The sequence below is a fragment of the Janthinobacterium sp. 1_2014MBL_MicDiv genome (genome assembly GCF_001865675.1).
In the GTDB taxonomy this organism is placed as follows: Bacteria; Pseudomonadota; Gammaproteobacteria; order Burkholderiales; family Burkholderiaceae_D; genus Janthinobacterium.
Map to the genome: position 1 here is coordinate 2,185,478 of NZ_CP011319.1, position 19,800 is coordinate 2,205,277.

Consider the following 19,800-nt stretch of genomic DNA (forward strand, 5'->3'; position numbering starts at 1 on the left):
GTGCCGTTCTTTGCCTACAAGGCGCGCAATGCCAGCGGCGAGCTGCTGACCGGCGTGATGGAAGGCGCCGACAGCGGCGCCGTGGCCGACCAGCTGATGGCGGGCGGCATCACGCCCGTCGACATCAGCGCCACCAAACAGACGGTGACGGGCGCCGGCGCCAACCAGCTGGGCTGGTGGGCCAGGCTGACCGAGAAAAAAGTCACGCCCATGGACGTGCAGCTGTTCAGCCGCCAGCTGTACACTCTGCTCAAGGCGGGCGTGCCCATCATGCGCGGCCTGGCCGGCTTGCAGGAATCGGCCATCAGTCCCGCGTTCGGCCGCATCATCAAGGATGTGCGCGAATCGCTGGATGCGGGGCGCGAGCTGTCGGCCGCCATGGCGCGCCACCCGGCGGTCTTCACGCCGTTCTACCTGTCGATGGTGCGCGTGGGCGAAATGACGGGGCGCCTGGACGAAGTCTTCCTGCGCCTGTTCGACCACCTGGAATTCGACCGCGACATGCGCGCGCGCGTGAAGACGGCGACGCGCTACCCGACCTTCGTCGTGTTTGCCATGATCGCGGCCATGGTGGTGGTGAATATCTTCGTCATACCCCAGTTCGAGAAGGTGTTCGCCAGCTTCCACGCCGAGCTACCGCTGATGACGCGCATCCTGATCGGCGCCTCGCGCTTTACCGTCACCTACTGGCCCCTGCTGCTGATGGCGGCGCTGGGCGGCTTCTTCGGCTGGCGCGCCTGGCTGCGCACGAAGGATGGCCTGTACAAATGGGACCGCGCCAAGCTGCGCCTGCCGATCGCCGGCAAGATCATCCTGAAGGGCACCATGGCCCGCTTCGCGCGCAGCTTCGCCCTGTCGAGCACGAGCGGCGTGCCCATCGTGCAGGCGCTGACGGTGGTGTCGCAAACCGTCGACAACACCTACCTGAGCGCGCGCGTGGAACAGATGCGCGACGGCGTCGAGCGGGGCGAAAGCATCTTGCGCACCTCGGTGGCGGCCGGTGTCTTCACGCCGGTGGTGCTGCAGATGATCGCCGTGGGCGAGGAGTCCGGTTCGCTGGACGACCTGATGGACGAGATCGCGGACATGTACGAGCGCGAAGTCGATTACGAGCTGAAGACCCTGTCGGCGCAGATCGAGCCCATCCTGATCGTCTTCCTCGGCGCCATGGTGCTGGTGCTGGCGCTGGGCATCTTCCTGCCGATCTGGGACCTGGGCAGGGCGGCCCTGCACTGATGGCCGCGCCCGCCCGCCAGCGCGGTTTTACCCTGTTCGAACTGGCCGTCGTGGCGGCCGTGTTCGCCCTGCTGGTGACGGTCTTCCTCAGCCGCGTGGCCTACTACCAGCAGCAGGCGCAGCAGACGTCCGTGGCGCAGATGCTGGGCGTCTTGCGCACCAGTCTGCGGGTGCAGGTGCTGCAGCTGTACCTGGCGGACCGGCGCGACCAGCTGCCGGCGCTGGCGCGGCAAAACCCGTTCGACTGGCTGGCCGACAAGCCTGCCAATTACCTGGGTGAGTTTGAGCAGCCGGCGCTCGATAAATTGCCAGGAGGGAATTGGCTGTTCGATAAAAAAGAACAAAAAATCATCTATTTGTTAAGTAATGGCAATATTTTTTCCCCCACAAGTGTTGATCCAGTGAAATTTAAGGTAACCTTGCCGGGTGCAGACGCCGATATTGAAAAGCTCGCCCAGGAACCCGATATTGTGGTGTGGAAATTGCCGGACCCGGTGGCACACTGAGTCCCGTGCAGCGACAGTTTCATGTTTAGTTTGATGTTTTTAAATTGATTTTGGAGAGCAGGTATGAATAAATCCTTACGTAGTTTCAAAAGCGGCGCCCAGGCAGGTTTCACCCTGATCGAACTGGTGGTCGTCATCGTCATCCTGGGCATCCTGGCGGCGACGGCGATTCCTAAATTCGTCGACATGTCGACCGATGCGCGCGTGGCCAAGATGCAGGCGGCCGCCGGCGCCATCAAGGCCGGTTCCGCGCTGTACCACGCGCAATGGCTGGTCAAGGGCGGCGTCGATACGCCGAAAGTGCAGATGGAAGGCAAGGACATCGACGGTGCGTTTGGCTACCCTGCGGCAACCGCGGCAGGCATCGGCGAGGCTGCGGGCATCAGCAATAAAGACTACGTGATCGCCACCACGGCAGGCTTCGTCGTGACCCCGGATGCCACGCGTAGCACCTGCACGGTGACCTACACGGCGCCAACCGCTGCAGGCGGCGCACCGGTCATTGATATCGCGGCAGACAAAACCACCTGCAAGTAATATTTGAGCAATCTGCAAGGAAGGCCAGGCCCCGCGCCGGCCTTCCTTGCGCACCACCAGCCCAACCCCAGGCTTGGCCAGTTGGGCTTTTTTACGGGCCATCCCTTGCGACCAGCACCACAGTTCACGGCATTTCCTGAAGCACGGCGGCAACTGTTGCCGCGGCAGGCGCGCGCGCGCGGCTTCACGCTGATCGAACTGGTGGCCGTGCTGGTGATGGTGGGCCTGATCACCACCTTTGCCGCTTCCCGCTTCTTCCAGCGCGACACCTTCGATGCGCGCGGCTTTGCCGACCAGGCGACGAATATCGTGCGCTATGGACAAAAGCTGGCGGTGGCGCAAAACCGCGCCGTCTTCGTGCGCATCGACGCCAACAGCGTGGCCCTGTGCTTCGACGCGGCCTGCAGCGCCGCCAACCGGGTGCTGCCGCCCACGGGCAGCAACAGCGGCAGCAATGAAACCCTGCAATATTGCAACGGGCAGCGCAACTGGCTGTGCGAAGGCCGTCCGGCCAGCGTGGCCCTGTCCACCGTGCCCGCCAATACGCCCGGCTTCTATTTCGATGCGCTGGGCCGGCCCTACGCGCTGGCGAACGTCTTCCCCGCGCCATCGACTTTCCCCGCCCGGCTGGCCCTGCGCATCGCGGGCGATGGCGCGGCGCGCAACATCATGGTGGAAGGGGAGACCGGCTATGTGTATTGACATGCCGCGCCCCGGCCGGCGCCAGCGCGGCTTCACCCTGATCGAGCTGGCGCTGTTCATCGTCATCGTCGGCGTGGCCGCGGCCGCCATCCTGGGCGTGATGACCGTGACGACACGGCACAGCGCCGATCCGCAGCTGCGCAAGCAGGCGCTGGCCATTGCCGAAGGCATGCTGGAAGAGATCCAGCTGGCGCGCTTCACGTACTGCGATCCGCAGGACTCCAATGCGGAAACGGCCACCGGCCCGGCCGGCTGCACCATCCCGGAAGCGGTCGGACAGGAGGCGGGCGGCGTGCCGCGGCCGTTCGACAATGTCAACGATTACGTGGCCGCGTACGGCACGGCCACGGCTTACACGACGGATGCGCAGGGCACTGCCTGGGTGCCCGGCGCCGGCCAGCCGTATACGGCCTGGGTGACGATCACGCCGGCGGCCCTGAACGGCATCGCCGCCACCGAGAGCCTGCGCATCGAGGTCAGGGTGCCGTATGCCGACCAGCAGATCGTGCTCGACGGCTATCGCGTGCGCTATGCGCCGAACAGCATCCCATGAGACATTTTCCGCTTCCCTTCCGCCGCGCGCGCGGCTTTACCCTGGTGGAGATGGTCATCGTGATCGTCATCATGGGCATCATCGGCGCCATGGTGGCCGTCTTCATCCGCGTGCCCGTGCAAGGCTATGTGGATGCCACGGCCCGCGCGGCCCTGGCCGATACGGCCGATACGGCGGCGCGCCGCCTCACGCGCGACGTGCGCCTGGCGCTGCCCAACAGCGTGCGCGTGTCGGCCGATGGCCAGTTCCTGGAATTGCTGCTGACCAAGACGGGCGGGCGCTACCTGAGCGACGGCGATCCGCCGGGCCTGGGCGACGTGCTGGGCTTCGACCCGGACAGGACGTATACGGGCAGCTTCACCATCATCGGCGCCGCGCCGGCCGATGCGCTGGGCACGCGCCAGGCCATCGCCGTGGGCGACCATATCGTCGTGTATAACCTGGGCCAGCTGTACGGGCCGAACAATGCCTATGCGTGCAGCGCCGCGAATGGCTGCAACCGGGCGCAGGTCACGGCCGTGGCGGGCAGCCTCGTCACGCTCGGCAGCTATCCGTTCGCCACCAGCCCGGCGCCGCAGCCCTCGCCATCGAACCGCTTCCAGGTGGTGACGACGCCCGTCACCTACGCCTGCGACACGCAGCGGGGCACGCTGACGCGCTACGCCGGCTACGCCATCGCGGCGACCCAGCCGCTCAGCGAGACGGCCGCGCCATTGGCGGGCGCGCAGGCGGCCCTGCTGGCGCGCCAGGTGGCCGCTTGCAGTTTCAACTACACCGTGCTGGCGAATGTGCAGCGGGGCCTGGTGAATGTCAGCCTGAGCCTGGGCGCGGCGAACAGCAACACGGGCGTCGTGCGCCTGGTGCAGCAGGTACAAGCGAGGAATACGCCATGAAGCACGTGTCCGTTCCGGGCTTGCGCGCGCGCCGCATGCGCGGCTTCAGCCTCGTCACGGCCATTTTCCTGCTGGTCGTGCTGGCCGGGCTGGCGGCCGTGATGGTGAATGTCTCGACCTTCCAGCAGACGGAGTCGGCCATGGACGTGCAGGGCGTGCGCGCCGAGCAGGCTGCGCGCGCGGGCCTCGAGTGGGGCTTGCAGCGGCAGCTGGCCGCCGGCCTGGCGCCCGGTGCGGCCTGCATCGCGCCCGCCGCGTTTACCTTGCCGACGGGCACGACACTGTCCGCGTTTACCGTCAGCGTGCAATGCACCACGGCCACGGGACCCGGCACGCTGGCCAACTGGACCATCACGGCCACGGCGTGCAACCAGCCGGCCGCGGCCGCGCCGCGCTGCCCGAACCCGGGCAACAACGCCGATTACGTGCAACGCCGCCTGCAAGCCGTGCTGTCGCTGTGAGGGTTTGCTGACAAAAAAAGATCGCTAATTTGTTGTTTTTACACAATAAAGTTGGTTTCATGAATTAAAATTGGTTTGCTGCATTATCTGCGCGACAAGATCGGGCAGGCACTTACACTGGATAGTACGCATGGGTTTATTCGCTAGAGCAAAAAAACACGATGGATGGCTGGCGACGGCGTTTGGCCGTGAAGGCGTCAGCGCCGTCGTCGTCGAGCGTCCCGCCGGCGCCATGCCGCGCGTGCTGGGCGCCAGCTACCAGGCGGCCGAGCGTCCCGCCCCTGCCGAGGCGCTGGAAAAACTGGGCAAGGACTTGCAGGCGGCCACGCGCCACTGCACCACCGTGCTGGCCGGCGGCGAATACCAGTTGCTGTCGCTGGAAGCGCCAGCCGTGCCGCGCGAGGAATTGAAGACGGCCGTGGGCTGGCGCCTGAAGGACATGCTGGACTTTCCCCTGGCCGAGGCCACCATCGACGTGTTCGATATCCCCGGCGACCCGAACGGCGTGCAGCGCGGCAGCAGCGTGTTTGCCGTCGCCGCGCGCAACGCTGCCGTGTCGCGGCGCCAGGCGTTGTATGCGCAATGCAAGCTCGGCCTGTCCGTGATCGATATCCCGGAAATGGCCCAGCGCAATATCGCCACCTTGCTGGAAACGCCGGGCCGCGGCATCGCCGTGCTGTCCTTCGACGGCGATGGCGGCTTGCTGACGATGAGCTTCAATGGCGAGCTGTACCAGGCGCGCCGCATCGACGTGAACCTGGCGCAATTGCAGGCGCCCGAGGCCAGCCAGTACTACGACCGCGTCACCCTGGAACTGCAGCGCTCGTTCGACCATTTCGACCGCCAGTTCCACTTCATTTCCCTCTCGCGCCTGATGCTGATGACGGGCGCCAGCGAGGGCTTGCACGGCTACCTGGCCGACAATCTCTACATGCCGGTCGAACGGCTGGACCTGGCCAGCGTGCTGGACCTGAGCCAGGTTGCCGAACTGCGCGACCCGGCCATGCAGGCGCGCTACTTCCTGGCGCTGGGCGCCGCCTTGCGCGAGCAGGGCAAGAGCGAAGGGAAGGGCGCATGAGCCAGCAGATCAATCTGTTCAACCCCCAGTTCGAACAGAAAAAACACCAGATGTCGGCGCGCGCGGCGGGCCAGATCCTCGGCGTCATGACGCTGGGTTTGCTGGGCTTGAGCGTGCTGGGCCAGCGTTCGCTGGCGGACCTGGAACAGCGCGAAGCGGGCGTCAAGACTGCGCTGGCGCAAGCGGAGGCAAAGCGCGACCAGGCCTTGCGTGATTTTCCTCCGCGCAAGAAAGACCCGGCGCTGGCGCAGCAGGTGGAAGCGGCCGAGGCGCAGCGCCAGTTGCTGCAGGATGCCTCCGCCTTGCTGGCCAGCGGCGAACTGGGTAATACCCTGGGCTATGCCGGCTATTTCCGCGCGCTGGCACAAGCGAGGGTGGAAGGCGTGTGGCTGACGGGCATCGACATCGCCGGCGCCGGCAATGCCATCGGCTTGCAGGGCCGCGCCTTGCACGCGGCGCTGTTGCCCGCGTACATCACGCGCCTGGGCCAGCAGGAAATGCTGAAGGGCAAGACCTTTGCCAGCCTCGATATCGGCCCGCCGGACGAGCCGGCGCCCACGCAGGGCAAGGCGCCGGCACAGCCGTATGTGGCGTTCAGCCTGCAATCGGCGGCCAGCGCTCCAGGTCCGGCTCCGGCCGTGGCCGCCCCGCCAGCGGGAGGGATGCGCTGATGCTGCCGCTGCTGAAGAAATGGGCTGCGGCCTTCGATGCGCTGAGCCTGCGCGAGCGGGTGATGGTCTTTGGCGCGGGCGCCGCCGCCGTGCTGTTCGTGTTTTATTTCATGTCCTTCAGTCCCTTGCTCGCCCAGCGGGCGGCGCTCGACGCGAGCATGGCGCAAAAGCAAAGTCTGCTGACCGCCGTGGACAAGGAAATCGAACTCACCATGCTGGCCCACGCCACCGATCCCGACCGGGATGCGCGCGCCCGCCTGACGGCCGTGCTGGCGGAAACGGACACCTTGAAGGATGGTCTGCGCCAGAAACAGCATGGCCTGGTGGCGCCCGAACGCATGGTCACCTTGCTCGAGCATTTGTTGCGCCAGCATGCGCGGCTGCGCGTCGTGTCGCTGAAAACCTTGCCTGGCGACAGCGTGGGCACGCCTGCGGCAGCGGCGCAGCCGGCCGATGCGGCCGCCAAGGCGGACGCGGCCAAGGCGCCAGCCGCCTTGCTGCACCGGCATGGCGTGGAAGTGGTGTTGCAAGGCAGCTATGCGGACATGCTGCAATACATGCAGGCGCTGCAAGCGATGCCGACCCGCGTGTTCTGGGGCAAGGCCCACCTGGCGGCGGAAAGCTATCCCGACGCCACCCTGACCCTGACTTTATATACCCTCAGCATGGATGACACATGGATCGCACTCTGACGACAGCGACCACTGGCCGCGCGCTGCTGGCGTCGCTATTGGTGCTGAGCCTGGCCTGGGGCGGCGCGCAGGCGCAGGCTCTGGACGACCCCACGCGTCCGCCCGCGGCCCTGTGGGCGCCCGCGGGCGCCGCAGCCGTGGCTCCGGCGCGGCCGCAGCTGCAGTCGGTGCTCATTTCCAGCAAGCCGGGCGGGCGCCGCGTGGCCGTCATCGATGGCCAGGTGGTGCGCGTCGGCAGCAAGGTGGGCGACGCCGTGGTGACGGATATCCGCGACACGGCCGTGCTGCTGCGGCGCGGCAAATCGCTGGAAACCTTCAAGCTGTATCCGGACAGCAAGACCGACAAGATGACCGACCGCAAGACCGACCGCAAGCAGGAGTAGACGAAGTGGCCAAGCAATTCAATCAACACAAGGCGAGCATGTTCAAGATCAGCACGATGGCGGCAGTAATCAGTGTCAGCCTGGGCCTGGGCGGCTGCAATGTCGCACCCGTCAAACGCGATACCTACAACGCGATTAACGATGCTGTGAAAGGCGCGGCGGCCACCACCACGCCGGCGGCCCAGCCGGACGCCGTGGAAGCGGCGCTGCTGCCGCCCGTCGCGGCCCTGGCCCAGCAATTGCCGAAGGCCCGCGCGGCGCTCGACGAGCGCTTCAACGTGGCCTTCAACAATGTGCCGGCGCGCCAGTTCTTCACCTCCATCGTGGCCGGCACGCGCTACAACATGCTGGTCCATCCCGAGATCGGCGGCACGATTTCCGCCAACCTGAAGGACGTGACCCTGTTCCAGGCGCTCGACGCCGTGCGCGAACTGTATGGCTACGACTACAAGGTCGAGGGCACGCAGATCTACATCAAGCCGCTGACCATGCAGACGCGTTTGTTCCACGTGAATTACCTGACGGGCGCGCGCAAGGGCAGCTCCAACCTGCGCGTCTCGTCGACGTCGGTCTCGTCCGTGGGCGCGACGACGTCGGGCGGTTCTGGCAGCACGGGTAATAACGGCAACAACAACACCGTGCAAAATCCGGGCGGCCTCGTGCCAGGCGAGGACAGCAGCAACCTGACCACCACTTCGAACGCGGATTTCTGGCGCGAGCTGAAGATGTCGCTGGAAGCCATCGTCGGCAGCGCCGATGGCGGCCGGCAAGTGGTGCTCAGCCCGCAGTCGGGCGTGATCGTCATCCGCGCCATGCCGGAAGAGCTGCGCAATGTCGACATGTACCTGAAGGCCACGCAGCTGTCCGTCGACCGTCAGGTGATCCTGGAAGCGAAAATCCTCGAAGTGCAGCTCAATAGCGACTTCCAGACGGGCATCAACTGGGCCTCGTTCGCCTCGATCAAGAGCGGCCACACGAACCGCATCTCGACCGGATTCATCCAGCCGGGCGGCACCCTGGCGCCGCTGCCGTTCAATGGCGGCAAGCCGCCCAACATGACCACCGGCAACGGCTTGACGGCCAGCAGCGGCTTTGGCCTCAGCTCGGCGGCGACGGCGGCCGGCTCCATGTTCGGCCTGGCGTTCCAGACGGCCAACTTTGCCGCCATGATTTCCTTCCTGGAGTCGCAAGGCACGGTGCACGTGCTGTCGAGCCCCCGCATCGCCACCATGAACAACCAGAAGGCCGTGCTGAAGATAGGCACGGACGAGTTCTACGTGACGGGCGTGTCGACCACCACGAATACGACGGCCAGCGGCGCCACCACCAGCCCCAACGTGACCCTGCAGCCGTTCTTTTCCGGCGTCGTGCTCGACGTGACGCCGCAGATCGATGCGGATGGCAACATCATCCTGCACGTGCACCCGTCCGTCAGCCAGGTGACGACCATCAACAAGGAAATCGACCTGGGCAGCGCCGGTTCGCTGAAGCTGCCGCTGGCCGCGTCCAGCACCTCCGAGATGGACAGCATGGTGCGCAGCCAGGACGGGCGCATCGTCGCCATCGGCGGCCTGATGCGCCAGGCGACGACGGCGGACCGCTCGCAAGTGCCGGGCGCGGGCGACATTCCCGTGCTCGGCGCGCTGTTCCGCAACACGGGGCAGGTGATCCAGAAGCGCGAACTGGTGGTGCTGATCAAGCCGACCATCGTCGATGGCGCCAACAGCTGGAACGAGGACTTGCTCGAATCGGGCAAGCGCATCGAGGCGCTCGATCCGCGCAGCCTCGGGGAGCGGCGCTAAATGTACGAGGCCCATTTCGGCTTGCGCGAGGCGCCGTTCGGCCTCACGCCCGATACCAGTTTCTTTTTCAATGGCCCGCAGTCGCAAAAGGCGCTCAACACCCTGCTGGTGGCGGCGCGCAATGGCGAGGGTTTCATCAAGATCACTGGCGAAGTGGGCACCGGCAAGACTTTCCTGTGCCGCAAGTTCATGCAGTCGCTGGGAGCGGATTTCGTCACGGCCTACATCCCGAATCCGAATTTGCCGCCCCGTTCGCTGATCCTGGCCCTGGCCGACGACCTCGACGTGTTGCTGGAGAAAGATGCTGATCAGCATCAACTGCTCAAATCCATTAACTTGCGCCTGCTCAACCTGGCGGCGCAAGGCAAGCGCGTGCTGCTGTGCCTGGACGAGGCGCAGGCGATTCCCGTCGACAGCCTGGAAGCGCTGCGCCTGCTGACGAACCTGGAAACGGAAAAGCGCAAGCTGCTGCAAATCGTGCTGTTCGGCCAGCCGGAGCTCGACGTCAAGCTGGCCCTGCCGGAAATCCGTCAGCTGGCGCAGCGCATCACCTTCCACTACCACCTGGGGCCGCTCTCGCGCGACGACGTGGATTTCTATGTGGCGCACCGCCTGCGCGTGGCCGGATTCGACGGCGCGCGCCTGTTCAGCCGCGGCGGCGTGGCCCGGCTTTACAAGGCTTCCGGCGGCATCCCCCGCCTGATCAACATCATGGCGCACAAGGCGCTGATGGTGGCGTATGGCGAAGGCCGGCAGCAGGTCAGCGGCCGCCACGTGGCACTGGCGGCCAGCGACACGCTGTCCAGCAAGCCCCGCTACTGGCAGCGGCCCTGGCCGTGGCTGGCCGGCGCCGGCGTGCTGGCCGCCGCCTGCGGCGTGAGCTGGACTTTATTGAACCGATGATGGAAATGAGCCTGTAGATGAGTCTGATTAACAAGATGTTGCAAGACCTCGATGCGCGCGGCACGCCGGATGGACGCGCTGACGCGGGCGGCATCCGCCCCGTGCCGGAACGCGAGCGCGGCGTGTCGCGCGCGCTGGTCTTCGGCGGCGCGGCCGGCTTGACGGCCGCTGCCATCGCCCTGGGCTGGGTCTACCTGAAACGCCCGGCCGTGCCGCCCATGCTGGTCAATGTGGCCAGCACGCCGGTGCCCGCAGCTGTGCCTGCTTCTGTGCCTGTTGCGCCTGCGCCTGTTGCGCCTGCGCCTGTTGCGGCCGTTGTGGCGGAACCTGTTGTACTGGCCGAACCGGAACCCGTGATGGAAGTGGCGGTGCCGGCGCCCGCCAAGGCGCGTCGCGTGATGGAAACCGTCGCCAAACCTGCCGCCGTGCTGCCTGCCAGGACGCTAGCGCCCGCCGCCAGCGAACGCATCATCGACGGCAAACAGGTCACTGCGCAGCAGCGCGTGGAAAACGAATACCGGCGCGCCCTGGGGCAGTTGCAGGATGGCCGCGTTTCCGAGGCGCTGGCCGGCTTGCAGCAGACCCTGCAGCTCGACCCGCGCCACCAGGGCGCGCGCGAAACGCTGGTGCGCCTGCTGCTCGAAGCGCAGCGCCCCGACGAGGCGGCGCGCCAGTTGCAGCTGAGCCTGACGCTGGACCCGAAACAGCCGGCGCAGGCGATGATGCTGGCCCGTTTGCAGCTGGATAAGCCCAACGGCGGCGCGGCCGCCCTCGACACCCTGACGCGCAGCTTGCCGCACGCCAGCGACAACGGCGATTACCGCGCCTTCCTGGCCGGCGTGCTGCAGCGCGAACAGCGCTACCGCGACGCGGCGGAGCAATACCAGCTGGCCTTGCAGACGGCGCCCGACAACAGCGTCTGGTGGATGGGCCTGGGCATCGCCTTGCAAGCCGACAACCATCCCACGCAGGCGCGCCAGGCGTTTGAGCGCGCCAGGGGCTTGCAAACCCTGACGCCGCAGCTGCAGGCGTTTGTCGAGCGCAAGCTGGTGCAGTTGACGGCGGCGACGGCGACGAAGTAGTCGGACACCGAACCAGCCATAAGCAATACGTTCATGAAGGAAACCCACTTGAAACTTCCCAGCCTGCTGATTGCGTGCTGCTGCCTGCTCAACAGCGCCCTTGCCGCCCCCGCCAGCGCGCCTGCCGGCTACGTTCTTGAGAATACGGAAGTGCGCGACATCCGCGCCCAGGCCTTGAAGCGCGACTACCAGCTGTACGTGGCCTTGCCCGATTCCTATCGGCAAGGGAGCAAGCGCTATCCGGTGCTGTTCGTCGTCGACGCCAATTATGCATTTCCCGTCGTGCGCAATATCGCGCAGCGCCTGAGCAAGCATGCGGGGATGGAAGAAGTGGTGGTGGTCGGCCTGTCGTACGCCAACGGTGATGGCGGCGTGTACAGCCGCCGCCGCGATTACACGCCGACCACGCCGCGCAAGCACGACTACCGTTCGGACATGCCGGGACGGCAACCGGCGTTCGGCGAAGCGAAGGCGTATGGCCAGTTCGTCTCGGGCGAGGTGTTTCCCTTCATCGCACAGCATTATCGCGTGAACATGCAGCGCAAGGTCTTCATCGGCCACTCGTATGGCAGCCTGCTGGGCCTGCAATTCCTGCTGACGGAACCGCGCACCTTCGAGCATTACATCCTCGGCAGTCCGTCGCTGTGGTACGACGCCGGCGTGATGTTCGACCGCGAACAGGCGTATGCGGCCAGCCACAAGGACTTGCCCGCCTCCGTATTCTTCGGCATCGGCGGCCTGGAAAAGCTGGCGGCAGGCAAGAAGCGTTCGCGTTCGGAGGAAGATGCCGACATGGTGGCGGACTTGCGCGAATTCGATGGAAAGTTAACATCGCGCAAGTTCCCCGGCCTGAAGACGCGCGTGCGCGTCTTTGCGGATGAAGACCATGCGAGCGTGTTTCCATTCGTGCTCACGCATGGGCTGCGGGCGTATTTGACGTCCGCAAAATGAAGGGCGCTTACGGGCGCATCAATGCCGGCAGGATCAGCTTGGTCAGCAGTTTTTCGCTGAGGCCATGGGCGTCGCGCACCTGGAAATTGGTCGTGGTGATGACGACCACTGCATCGAGTTCCGGCAGGACGAGCACTTTATTGCCGCCAGAACCCGCCATCCCGTAGCTCTGCACCGTGCGGCCATTGGCCGTGAACGGTTGCAGCCACCACAGGTAACCGTAGTCCATGCCTTCGCGCGCGTTGGCGTGGGGCGCGATCGAGCGCTTGACCCATTCGGCCGGCATCACCTGCTTGCCATGCCAGCGCCCGCCGTCGAGGTAGAGCTGGCCAAGCTTCATCAGATCCACGCTGCGCAGCTGCAAGCCGCCGCCCGTCATGGCGCTGCCCTTGGGCTGGAATTGCCATTTCACCTTGTCGATGCCCAGCGGCTTGAACAGGTTGGCGGCGGCGAAGTCCGGCACGCCCTGGCCGCTCGCCTTTTCAAGCAGCGGTCCCAGCAGGGTTACGCCGGCCGTGCAATAGCTCCAGGCGCGGCCATACGGCGATTGCTCGGGGCGGGGCTGCCATTCGGGAAAGCCGCGGATCGGCAGGTCCGCCACGAAGCGGCTCCAGTCTTCCACCAGATACATGCGCTCTTCGTTGCCGCGCGAATGCTGGTTGTCGTCGTCGCATTCAAGCAGCGAGCTCATGGTCAGGAAATCCTCGACCGTGATCTTGTCCTTGCGCGGGTCCGCATGGGCCAGCGGGCGCAGTTCCGGAAAGTAGGGCAGGACGGGGGTGTCGGCACGCAAGAGCTTGCGCTCGATGGCCAGGCCGACCAGCATGCCGGCCACCGTCTTGCCGACCGAGCGCGTGTTGCGCAGGCTTTCGGCGCCTTCCTTGTCGAAGTAATGTTCGTAGAGCAGCTTGCCATGCTGCGCCACCACGACGCTGGTGACCTGCTTGAAGTCGCCCGCTTCGATGGCGGTGGTGACGTCGTCCAGTTCGCCCGCGTGGACGCTGCTGCCGAAGGCCAGAAGAAGGGGGAGGTATCGTAACATGGGGGTACTCCGGGGTTGGAAAAGTTCAGTCTAGTCTTGCAATCTGGGCATTGTCTTGGACGTTTGAAACATTTGGCGGCGATAGTTGCTGGGCGTCATGCCGTAGCGGGCCTGGAAGGCGCGGCTCATGTGACTCTGGTCGGCAAAGCCCACGCTGAGCGCCACGTCGGCCATGCTCAGTTCCGGGCGGCGTAGCAGGCCGCAGGCCTGGTCGACGCGGCGCCAGCGCAGCAGGTCGCCCGGCGAGCAGCCCCAGGCCTGGCGGAACACGCGGGCCAGGTGCACGGGATGCACGTCCAGGGCGGCGGCCACGTCGGCGATGCGCAGATGCGTGTCATTGGCCAGGTCCATCACGGCTTCATAGGCCTGGTGGGCCCAGCCGGGCAGGGCGGGGCGCGCCTGCCGGGGCGCCTTGTGCAGGCTGGCCAGCATCTCCCACGCGCCCGCTTCGAGCAAGGCGCCATCGCCGCCGCGGCCGACTTCGCGCGCGAGCCGGAAGGCGGCGGCCGCGCTGGCCGTATCGCGCAATATGGTGGCGCACTCCTGGGCCGCATGCAATTCCTCGGCGCCCGACAGCAGGGCGGGGTCGAGCGATACCGTCATGAAACTGCCCTTGCCATCGACGAAGCGGTCGCGGTGCGTCGTGCCGGCAGGATTGAAGACGAGGGTGGGCGAAGGCGCGCGCGGCGGGGCGTGCAGGGCGCTGGAAATATACGTGCCGGACAGGACGAGGACGAAATGGGCATCGTCATGCCGGTGCGTTTCGACTTCATCCTCGCTACGCGTGGCCTTCAGGCGGCGGATATCGAACATGCTGCCGCGCGCGCCGTGATGCACGTCGCCATAGAATTGGCCGGACTTGAACTGGATTGGAATGGTCATAGCGGCATGGTAGGTGCGGCCGCCCCGCCGGGCGAGCGCGGGACGACGAATGGCGCCAGGCGCAGGATGAACGGTCGATACGGGGGAATGCACGGCATGCCGGATGGCGGCATCCGGCCGGCTTTGCGTGGCCGTTGGCAGGCGTGCAAGGGTGCCGGGGGGGGTATGTGTAAAATTTGCGCAGCGTTCCGGCGTCGTCATCGATACCGGCTCGCGCCAGGGGCGAGCCGCTGGAATGCCGGGCGCTGCCCGCCAGACCGTGCCAGCTTCGCCATGGACTCTCCGACCGCCGGAAGCGGTCATCGACAAGGTCAGGTGCAATGCGTACATTGAATGAATTATTGAATAGTGACGACCCGGCGTTTCCGCTGATACGGCAATGGGCCAGCGAGGCCGACATCCCGGTGGAATTGCTGCCGCCCTCGGCCGGCAGGGAGGATGTGCTGCTGAGACTGCAGGTCACCACGCGCTCCCCCCTTGGCGCGATCGCCTATGAAACCGGAGGCATCCTGGTGGATGATGGCTGGCTCCGCATATTGGGTTCGGGACATGGCAAGCTCGGCCGTAACATTGCCACGTGGAACGAAGGAAAGGCCGAAGGTTTTCTGCTGGTGGCCGACGACGTGCTCGGCGGCTTCTTTGCCATCAACGGCGGCGTACTCGGGGCCGACCAGGGCAATATGTATTACCTCGCGCCCGAGACACTGGCGTGGGAAGCGCTGGAGATCGGTTTCACGGCGTTTGTCGAATGGGCTTTTACCAGCCGGTTGCGGCAGTTCTACGGCCGGCAGCCCGGCGCTGTGGCGGAATTTGACGAATTGCCCTTGTCCGGCGACCTGTGCCTGAATTTTTATCCATTTCTGTGGACGCAAGAAGGTTCCCTCAAGACCAGTTCGCGGCGCGCCATTCCGGTGGAAGAGCAGTGGGCGCTCAACCTTGATCTGCAACAGACGTTGCTGGAGGGTCCTGTGGGCGCGGGCTGAGGCATGGCTTGCCGGCGTATCTGAAGGCATTGCAATGCGCATCCCGATGCGGCCATGGCGGGCGTGCAATCGAGCCGGCGAAATGGCGTTTCAATCCCCGATTCAAGCGGTTTGTCGCAATGGCATGCGCGAGAACAGGGCAAGGGGATAGCATGCAGTGGGCTTTCTCGCCATGCACGGCCCGCAAGCGAGTGTCCGATCCTGCCGCAGCAGGCAACGGACGCTTTTCAATGACCTCGACCAGGATGAATACGCATGAAATTGACCCTTCCACATGTCCTCACCACCGGCCTGCTGGGCGCCTTGGGCGCGATCGGCAGCGCGCACGCGGCTCCCGCCGATGCCGAACTGCTCGCCTTGGTGCAGCGCCATGCGCAAGCCCAGAACAGCTTCGATCTAGCGGCCTTGAAAGCCACCACGGCCGAGAATTATGTGGAAATATCGCCAGTCGGCGCGGTGGACGAACGTGAAAAAATGCTCTCCTTCTATGCGCCAGAGCAGAAGTGGCCGAGTCCTCAGCTCCAGGTCGATGAGCCGGCGGTTCGCGTCTTTGGCGAGACGGCGCTCATCTCGGCACGACTGTCTTACCGTCTCGATCAGGAGGGCGCTGCTCGCACCTTCGCCATGCGCGCAGGATATGTCGCCCGGCTTGTCGATAATCAATGGCTGCTGGTCAGCGCACAATATACCGGCATCCGTCCGCCGAAGCAGTAATCCGGCATTCCTCAGGGGGCGGGTCTGGCGCGTGCGCCGCGGAGCAAGCTTGCCGGCCGGTCTACAAGCGCGCCTCATCGCCCCACACATGCCGCATGCTGAAGTGCAGGCCCGCATCGTCTTCATGCAGTGAGGAAACGATGGCAAAGCGGCTGTCGGCCGTGTCGCGCGGGGGCAGTTGCGCCAGCTCGGCGGCGGCCAGCGGCGCGCCCAGCGGGTCGCTGAGCGGGTGCACGTGGCTGGCGCCCCGTTGCGTGACGACGCCCAGTTCGCCGCTGCGCAGGCGCACCAGGGTGCCCGGTGGATATTTTCCCAGCAGCTGGACGAATTGTTCGCCCAGCAGCGGGTCGACGGGTACATCCTGGTCGAGGAAGATGTGCTGCAGCGCCTGGTCGGGGACGATGGAGCGCCGGTAGTTGCGTGCCGAGACGCGGGCGCAATAGCGGTCGGCCAGGCCGATCAGCTTGGCGTTTTGCAGGATTTCATCGGCCGTGCGGCCCTGCGGATAGCCGCTGCCGTCGTCGTTTTCATGGTGCAGCAGCACGCAACTGAGCCATTCTTCATCGTCGATGCCGGCGCAGCGCAACAGTTCCGTGCTTTCCTGCGGATGCTGGCGCACGATGCGCATTTCCTCGTCGTTCAGGGGGCCGCGGCGGTCCTGGAAGCTGTCGTGGTGGCGCAGCATGCCCACGTTCATGGTCAGCGCGGCGGCGCCGACCAGCAACAGCTCATCGTGGGATTTATGCATGCCGCGCCCCACCAGCATGGCCAGCAGCGCCGTTTCTATGCAGTGGCGCACGGCGTAGCTGCCGGCGATCTGGTTGAGCAGGATGCTGGCCAGGGCGATGTCGGCGTCGTGTTCGAGCGCGCGCAGCAGTTCGCGGGCGATGTCGCGCACGTCGCGCTCGGCATTGTTTTCGCTGCGCAAGTCCAGCAGCAGCCGTTCCAGGCGCTGCGCCGCCTCGTTCAACAGGCGCAGCACGGACGGCTGGTCCGGCGCGCCTACGTATAAGCCCAGCTGCAGCAAGCGGCCCAGCTGCGTGCCGTCCGTGATGATCTGCCCCTTGCGCAGTTGCGGGCCGGCACTATGATCAGCCAGAAACAAATCCCAGGGCAGGGGTTCGCCGGGAACCAGGTCGGCCGGGCCGATGCGACGCTGTACCATGCTGTTGTTCCTCACTCATTGCCCTGCGTCGGCAGGGCGCTGCATCAAATCGTGCGCAGGCGCTCCAGCGCCAGGCGCAAGGTGTCGTCCTTCTTGGCAAAGCAGAAACGCACGATGCCCGATTCCTTGCCCTGCGCGTAAAACGCGGACACGGGTATGGCCGCCACCTTGATTTCCGCCGTCAGCCATTCGGCGAACTGCGCTTCGCTGTCTTGCGAAATGGCATCGTAGCGCACGCACTGGAAATACGTGCCGTCGGCCGGCAGCAGGGTAAAGCGGCTGCCCGCCAGGCCGTCGCGGAACAGGTCGCGCTTGCGCTGGTAGAAGGCGGGCAAGTCCAGATAAGGCTGCGGATTCGCCATGTAGCCGGCGATGCCGTGTTGCATCGGCGTATTGACGGTAAACACGTTGTACTGGTGCACCTTGCGGAACTCCGCCGTCAGGGCTGCCGGGGCCGCCACATAGCCGACCTTCCAGCCCGTCACGTGATAGGTCTTGCCGAAGCTCGAGACGATGAAGCTGCGCGCGGCCAGTTCCGTATTGCGGCTCAATGAAGCGTGCGGCACGCCGTCGTACACCATGTGCTCGTAGACTTCGTCGGACAGGATCAAAATTTGCGTGCCGCGCACGATGTCGGCCAGGGCCGCCACGTCGGCCGGGCGCAAGATCGTGCCGGTCGGATTGTGCGGCGTATTGATGATGATCAAGCGTGTCTTGCTGCTGACGGCGGCGGCCAGCTTGTCCCACGGCACGCTGTAGCCCTGTTCGCCCACTTCCATGGACACCAGCACGGGCACGCCGCCGGCCAGCGCGATGGCCGGCAAATAGCTGTCGTAGGCCGGTTCGATGACGATGACCTCGTCGCCCGGGTGCACGCAGCACAAGATCGCCGTCGTCAGTGCCTGCGTGGCGCCGGCCGTGACGGTGATCTCCGTGGCCGCATCATAGGCGTGGCCGTACAGGCTGGCGACCTTCGCGGCGATGGCCTCGCGCAGGGGCGCGGCGCCCGTCATCATCGGATACTGGTTGTGGCCGGCGCGCATGGCGTCGCCGACCAGCTCGACCAGGGCCGGGTCGCAGTCGAAATCGGGAAAGCCCTGGCCCAGGTTGACGGCGCCGTGCTGGGCCGCCAGGCTGGACATGCGTGTAAACACGGTGGTGCCGACGGCAGGCAAACGGGTGGTCAGGATGGGCGTGGCGTGGGGCAGGGACGGGCTGTTCATGAACGGTAGGGTCGCAGTGCGGAAAATAGGATCGTTGCCTATTCTAGCGCAGCGCGCCCCGTTGCGGGGGCGTCCGATCCGGCTCAGCTCGCTGGCGCCCAGCCTTCCGGCACCATGATCTTGAACATGCCGGCCTTGGCCGTCTTGCGGGCCAGTTTCAGCAGGGCCTTGTCCTTGGTGATGAGGATGTCGGCGTTGGCGTCGCGCGCCAGTTCGAGGAATTTCTGGTCATCCCTGTCCGTGCAGACGGGCAGGCGCACGCCGGAGACGGGCGGCGCCACCACGGTGATCAGCGCATCGAAGCGGGCGGCGGCGACGGGGCGGCTCGCTTCATCGAGCGGCAGATGCTTGTAGTGCAATACGACAAGATATTCTGCGCGGCAATCCTCACGCGTGATGGCTTGCACGGCGCCGCTTTCCATGGCGGCCAGCAGGGGCGCCCAGCGCGGGTCGTTGAAGACGAACAGGTCGAGGCAAACGTTGGTGTCGAGGACGAGTTTTTGTGGAGCAGGTATCATGTCGGCAATTCTATTCTGTAGTGATAATTTATGTTGATCGTGCTTTCGCCCGCCAAGAGTCTCGACCTGGAGACGCCGCCAACAACCTCGTTGCACAGCACCCCCGATTTCCTTGACCATTCCGCCCAGCTGATAGACCGCATGCGCCAGTTTTCGCCGGCCGAAGTGGGCAGCCTGATGGGCATTTCCGACGCCCTGTCCGCCCTCAACGTGGCCCGCTACGCGTCCTGGACGCCCAAGCTGGCCGAGGCGCGCCAGGCCATCATGGCTTTCAATGGCGACGTGTATGCCGGTTTCGAGGCGCGCAGCCTGCAGCCGGCCCAGCTCGACTACGCCCAGTCGCGCGTGCGCATCCTGTCGGGCCTGTACGGCTTGCTGCGCCCGCTGGACCTGATCCACCCGCACCGCCTGGAAATGGGCACGCGGCTGTCGACGGCGCGCGGCAAGGACCTGTATGCGTTCTGGGGCGATACCATCACCAACGGCCTGAACCGCACGGCCAAGGAGCAGGGCGCGAAAGTGCTGGTCAATCTTGCTTCCGAGGAATATTTCAAATCCGTCAAGCCGCGCCAGCTGGACGTGCCCGTCATCGCGCCCGTGTTCGAGGACTGGAAGAACGGCAAGTATAAGATCATTTCGTTCTACGCCAAGCGCGCGCGCGGCATGCTGGCCCGCTATGCGGCCGTGAACGCCATCCGCGACCCGGAACAGCTGAAGCGGTTCGACGTGGACGGCTATGCTTTCGTGCCGGAAGCGTCGAATGACAAGAACTGGGTATTCCGCCGCCGCGTGGGGGACTAGTTGGCAAGAAAAAAACCGGGCA

The 19,800-nt window shown here is 65.5% G+C and carries 23 protein-coding genes; 18 read left to right on the plus strand and 5 right to left on the minus strand.

The window, feature by feature from the left end; all coding sequences use genetic code 11:
- The 15 genes from YQ44_RS09595 (at window position 1) to YQ44_RS09665 (ending at window position 12,450) form a co-directional block, all read left to right on the plus strand.
- Window positions 1-1,236 carry a type II secretion system F family protein gene (locus YQ44_RS09595; protein ID WP_071323182.1) on the plus strand — a complete coding sequence of 412 codons (1,236 nt, stop codon included), beginning with the start codon at window positions 1-3 and terminating at the stop codon, window positions 1,234-1,236.
- On the plus strand, window positions 1,236-1,742 hold the full coding sequence (locus tag YQ44_RS09600) for a type II secretion system protein (protein WP_071323183.1): 507 nt from the start codon (window positions 1,236-1,238) through the stop codon (window positions 1,740-1,742). Before YQ44_RS09595 ends, YQ44_RS09600 begins: the two co-directional genes overlap by 1 nt.
- Before the next feature lie 63 nt (window positions 1,743-1,805).
- Window positions 1,806-2,279 (plus strand): type II secretion system protein, encoded by a 474-nt coding sequence (locus YQ44_RS09605; RefSeq protein WP_071323184.1) that lies wholly within the window; start codon window positions 1,806-1,808, stop codon window positions 2,277-2,279.
- A gap of 105 nt (window positions 2,280-2,384) precedes the next feature.
- Window positions 2,385-2,981, plus strand: coding sequence for a pilus assembly FimT family protein (locus YQ44_RS09610; protein WP_232251222.1), 597 nt, complete (start codon window positions 2,385-2,387; stop codon window positions 2,979-2,981).
- Window positions 2,971-3,534 (plus strand): type II secretion system protein, encoded by a 564-nt coding sequence (locus tag YQ44_RS09615; protein WP_071323185.1) that lies wholly within the window; start codon window positions 2,971-2,973, stop codon window positions 3,532-3,534. Before YQ44_RS09610 ends, YQ44_RS09615 begins: the two co-directional genes overlap by 11 nt.
- A complete protein-coding gene (locus tag YQ44_RS09620; protein WP_071323186.1) occupies window positions 3,531-4,427 on the plus strand; it encodes a prepilin-type N-terminal cleavage/methylation domain-containing protein in 897 nt (298 codons plus the stop codon). The genes YQ44_RS09615 and YQ44_RS09620 overlap by 4 nt, the downstream gene beginning before the upstream one ends.
- Window positions 4,424-4,888, plus strand: coding sequence for a hypothetical protein (locus YQ44_RS09625; protein ID WP_071323187.1), 465 nt, complete (start codon window positions 4,424-4,426; stop codon window positions 4,886-4,888). Before YQ44_RS09620 ends, YQ44_RS09625 begins: the two co-directional genes overlap by 4 nt.
- Before the next feature lie 130 nt (window positions 4,889-5,018).
- On the plus strand, window positions 5,019-5,966 hold the full coding sequence (locus YQ44_RS09630) for an agglutinin biogenesis protein MshI (RefSeq protein ID WP_071323188.1): 948 nt from the start codon (window positions 5,019-5,021) through the stop codon (window positions 5,964-5,966).
- Entirely contained in the window at window positions 5,963-6,637 is a 675-nt protein-coding gene (locus YQ44_RS09635) for a PilN domain-containing protein (protein WP_071323189.1), read from the plus strand. Before YQ44_RS09630 ends, YQ44_RS09635 begins: the two co-directional genes overlap by 4 nt.
- The gene (gene gspM / locus YQ44_RS09640; protein WP_071323190.1) at window positions 6,637-7,329 is read left to right on the plus strand and encodes a type II secretion system protein GspM; all 693 of its coding nucleotides are present in this window, start codon (window positions 6,637-6,639) and stop codon (window positions 7,327-7,329) included. The genes YQ44_RS09635 and gspM overlap by 1 nt, the downstream gene beginning before the upstream one ends.
- Window positions 7,314-7,712, plus strand: coding sequence for a hypothetical protein (locus YQ44_RS09645; protein ID WP_071323191.1), 399 nt, complete (start codon window positions 7,314-7,316; stop codon window positions 7,710-7,712). The genes gspM and YQ44_RS09645 overlap by 16 nt, the downstream gene beginning before the upstream one ends.
- A gap of 38 nt (window positions 7,713-7,750) precedes the next feature.
- Window positions 7,751-9,514: a pilus (MSHA type) biogenesis protein MshL gene (gene mshL, locus YQ44_RS09650; RefSeq protein WP_071326369.1), complete on the plus strand. Its 1,764-nt coding sequence runs from the start codon at window positions 7,751-7,753 to the stop codon at window positions 9,512-9,514.
- A complete protein-coding gene (locus tag YQ44_RS09655; protein ID WP_071323192.1) occupies window positions 9,515-10,417 on the plus strand; it encodes an ExeA family protein in 903 nt (300 codons plus the stop codon).
- 17 nt (window positions 10,418-10,434) lie between these two features.
- Complete coding sequence (locus YQ44_RS09660; RefSeq protein WP_071323193.1) at window positions 10,435-11,499, plus strand: tetratricopeptide repeat protein; 1,065 nt, start codon at window positions 10,435-10,437, stop codon at window positions 11,497-11,499.
- 48 nt (window positions 11,500-11,547) lie between these two features.
- Window positions 11,548-12,450, plus strand: coding sequence for an alpha/beta hydrolase (locus tag YQ44_RS09665; protein WP_232251224.1), 903 nt, complete (start codon window positions 11,548-11,550; stop codon window positions 12,448-12,450).
- A gap of 7 nt (window positions 12,451-12,457) precedes the next feature.
- On the opposite strand, the gene YQ44_RS09670 is transcribed toward YQ44_RS09665, so the two are convergent.
- A complete protein-coding gene (locus YQ44_RS09670) occupies window positions 12,458-13,492 on the minus strand; it encodes a serine hydrolase domain-containing protein (protein ID WP_083411735.1) in 1,035 nt (344 codons plus the stop codon).
- A gap of 30 nt (window positions 13,493-13,522) precedes the next feature.
- Window positions 13,523-14,374, minus strand: a complete 852-nt coding sequence (locus YQ44_RS09675; protein ID WP_071323195.1) for a helix-turn-helix transcriptional regulator — start codon at window positions 14,372-14,374, stop codon at window positions 13,523-13,525.
- A 320-nt stretch (window positions 14,375-14,694) separates the two neighbouring features.
- Between YQ44_RS09675 and YQ44_RS09680 the strand changes: the two genes are divergently transcribed.
- Together YQ44_RS09680 and YQ44_RS09685 are read left to right on the plus strand one after the other, a co-directional pair.
- Window positions 14,695-15,357 (plus strand): DUF2625 family protein, encoded by a 663-nt coding sequence (locus tag YQ44_RS09680; RefSeq protein ID WP_071323196.1) that lies wholly within the window; start codon window positions 14,695-14,697, stop codon window positions 15,355-15,357.
- A 255-nt stretch (window positions 15,358-15,612) separates the two neighbouring features.
- On the plus strand, window positions 15,613-16,071 hold the full coding sequence (locus tag YQ44_RS09685) for a nuclear transport factor 2 family protein (protein ID WP_083411737.1): 459 nt from the start codon (window positions 15,613-15,615) through the stop codon (window positions 16,069-16,071).
- 61 nt (window positions 16,072-16,132) lie between these two features.
- Here the strand turns inward: YQ44_RS09685 and YQ44_RS09690 are convergent, their stop codons facing one another.
- The 3 genes from YQ44_RS09690 to YQ44_RS09700 all read right to left on the minus strand — a co-directional run bounded on the left by YQ44_RS09690 (window position 16,133) and on the right by YQ44_RS09700 (window position 18,977).
- Window positions 16,133-17,236, minus strand: a complete 1,104-nt coding sequence (locus YQ44_RS09690) for an HD-GYP domain-containing protein (RefSeq protein ID WP_071323197.1) — start codon at window positions 17,234-17,236, stop codon at window positions 16,133-16,135.
- A 44-nt stretch (window positions 17,237-17,280) separates the two neighbouring features.
- On the minus strand, window positions 17,281-18,459 hold the full coding sequence (locus YQ44_RS09695; protein WP_071323198.1) for a pyridoxal phosphate-dependent aminotransferase: 1,179 nt from the start codon (window positions 18,457-18,459) through the stop codon (window positions 17,281-17,283).
- An 83-nt stretch (window positions 18,460-18,542) separates the two neighbouring features.
- Entirely contained in the window at window positions 18,543-18,977 is a 435-nt protein-coding gene (locus YQ44_RS09700) for a putative toxin-antitoxin system toxin component, PIN family (RefSeq protein WP_071323199.1), read from the minus strand.
- 30 nt (window positions 18,978-19,007) lie between these two features.
- Between YQ44_RS09700 and yaaA the strand changes: the two genes are divergently transcribed.
- On the plus strand, window positions 19,008-19,778 hold the full coding sequence (gene yaaA / locus YQ44_RS09705) for a peroxide stress protein YaaA (RefSeq protein WP_071323200.1): 771 nt from the start codon (window positions 19,008-19,010) through the stop codon (window positions 19,776-19,778).
- Window positions 19,779-19,800: the final 22 nt, after the last annotated feature.

What these genes read in the sequence shown, in the direction of transcription:
- YQ44_RS09600 (WP_071323183.1), top strand. Translation starts at nt 1,236, where the DNA reads ATGGCCGCGCCCGCCCGCCAGCGCGGTTTTACCCTGTTCGAACTGGCC.
- YQ44_RS09605 (WP_071323184.1), top strand. Translation starts at nt 1,806, where the DNA reads ATGAATAAATCCTTACGTAGTTTCAAAAGCGGCGCCCAGGCAGGTTTC.
- YQ44_RS09615 (WP_071323185.1), top strand. Translation starts at nt 2,971, where the DNA reads ATGTGTATTGACATGCCGCGCCCCGGCCGGCGCCAGCGCGGCTTCACC.
- YQ44_RS09620 (WP_071323186.1), top strand. Translation starts at nt 3,531, where the DNA reads ATGAGACATTTTCCGCTTCCCTTCCGCCGCGCGCGCGGCTTTACCCTG.
- YQ44_RS09625 (WP_071323187.1), top strand. Translation starts at nt 4,424, where the DNA reads ATGAAGCACGTGTCCGTTCCGGGCTTGCGCGCGCGCCGCATGCGCGGC.
- YQ44_RS09630 (WP_071323188.1), top strand. Translation starts at nt 5,019, where the DNA reads ATGGGTTTATTCGCTAGAGCAAAAAAACACGATGGATGGCTGGCGACG.
- YQ44_RS09635 (WP_071323189.1), top strand. Translation starts at nt 5,963, where the DNA reads ATGAGCCAGCAGATCAATCTGTTCAACCCCCAGTTCGAACAGAAAAAA.
- gspM (WP_071323190.1), top strand. Translation starts at nt 6,637, where the DNA reads ATGCTGCCGCTGCTGAAGAAATGGGCTGCGGCCTTCGATGCGCTGAGC.
- YQ44_RS09645 (WP_071323191.1), top strand. Translation starts at nt 7,314, where the DNA reads ATGGATCGCACTCTGACGACAGCGACCACTGGCCGCGCGCTGCTGGCG.
- mshL (WP_071326369.1), top strand. Translation starts at nt 7,751, where the DNA reads ATGTTCAAGATCAGCACGATGGCGGCAGTAATCAGTGTCAGCCTGGGC.
- YQ44_RS09655 (WP_071323192.1), top strand. Translation starts at nt 9,515, where the DNA reads ATGTACGAGGCCCATTTCGGCTTGCGCGAGGCGCCGTTCGGCCTCACG.
- YQ44_RS09660 (WP_071323193.1), top strand. Translation starts at nt 10,435, where the DNA reads ATGAGTCTGATTAACAAGATGTTGCAAGACCTCGATGCGCGCGGCACG.
- YQ44_RS09670 (WP_083411735.1), bottom strand. Translation starts at nt 13,492, where the DNA reads ATGTTACGATACCTCCCCCTTCTTCTGGCCTTCGGCAGCAGCGTCCAC.
- YQ44_RS09675 (WP_071323195.1), bottom strand. Translation starts at nt 14,374, where the DNA reads ATGACCATTCCAATCCAGTTCAAGTCCGGCCAATTCTATGGCGACGTG.
- YQ44_RS09680 (WP_071323196.1), top strand. Translation starts at nt 14,695, where the DNA reads ATGCGTACATTGAATGAATTATTGAATAGTGACGACCCGGCGTTTCCG.
- YQ44_RS09685 (WP_083411737.1), top strand. Translation starts at nt 15,613, where the DNA reads ATGAAATTGACCCTTCCACATGTCCTCACCACCGGCCTGCTGGGCGCC.
- YQ44_RS09690 (WP_071323197.1), bottom strand. Translation starts at nt 17,236, where the DNA reads ATGGTACAGCGTCGCATCGGCCCGGCCGACCTGGTTCCCGGCGAACCC.
- YQ44_RS09695 (WP_071323198.1), bottom strand. Translation starts at nt 18,459, where the DNA reads ATGAACAGCCCGTCCCTGCCCCACGCCACGCCCATCCTGACCACCCGT.
- YQ44_RS09700 (WP_071323199.1), bottom strand. Translation starts at nt 18,977, where the DNA reads ATGATACCTGCTCCACAAAAACTCGTCCTCGACACCAACGTTTGCCTC.
- yaaA (WP_071323200.1), top strand. Translation starts at nt 19,008, where the DNA reads ATGTTGATCGTGCTTTCGCCCGCCAAGAGTCTCGACCTGGAGACGCCG.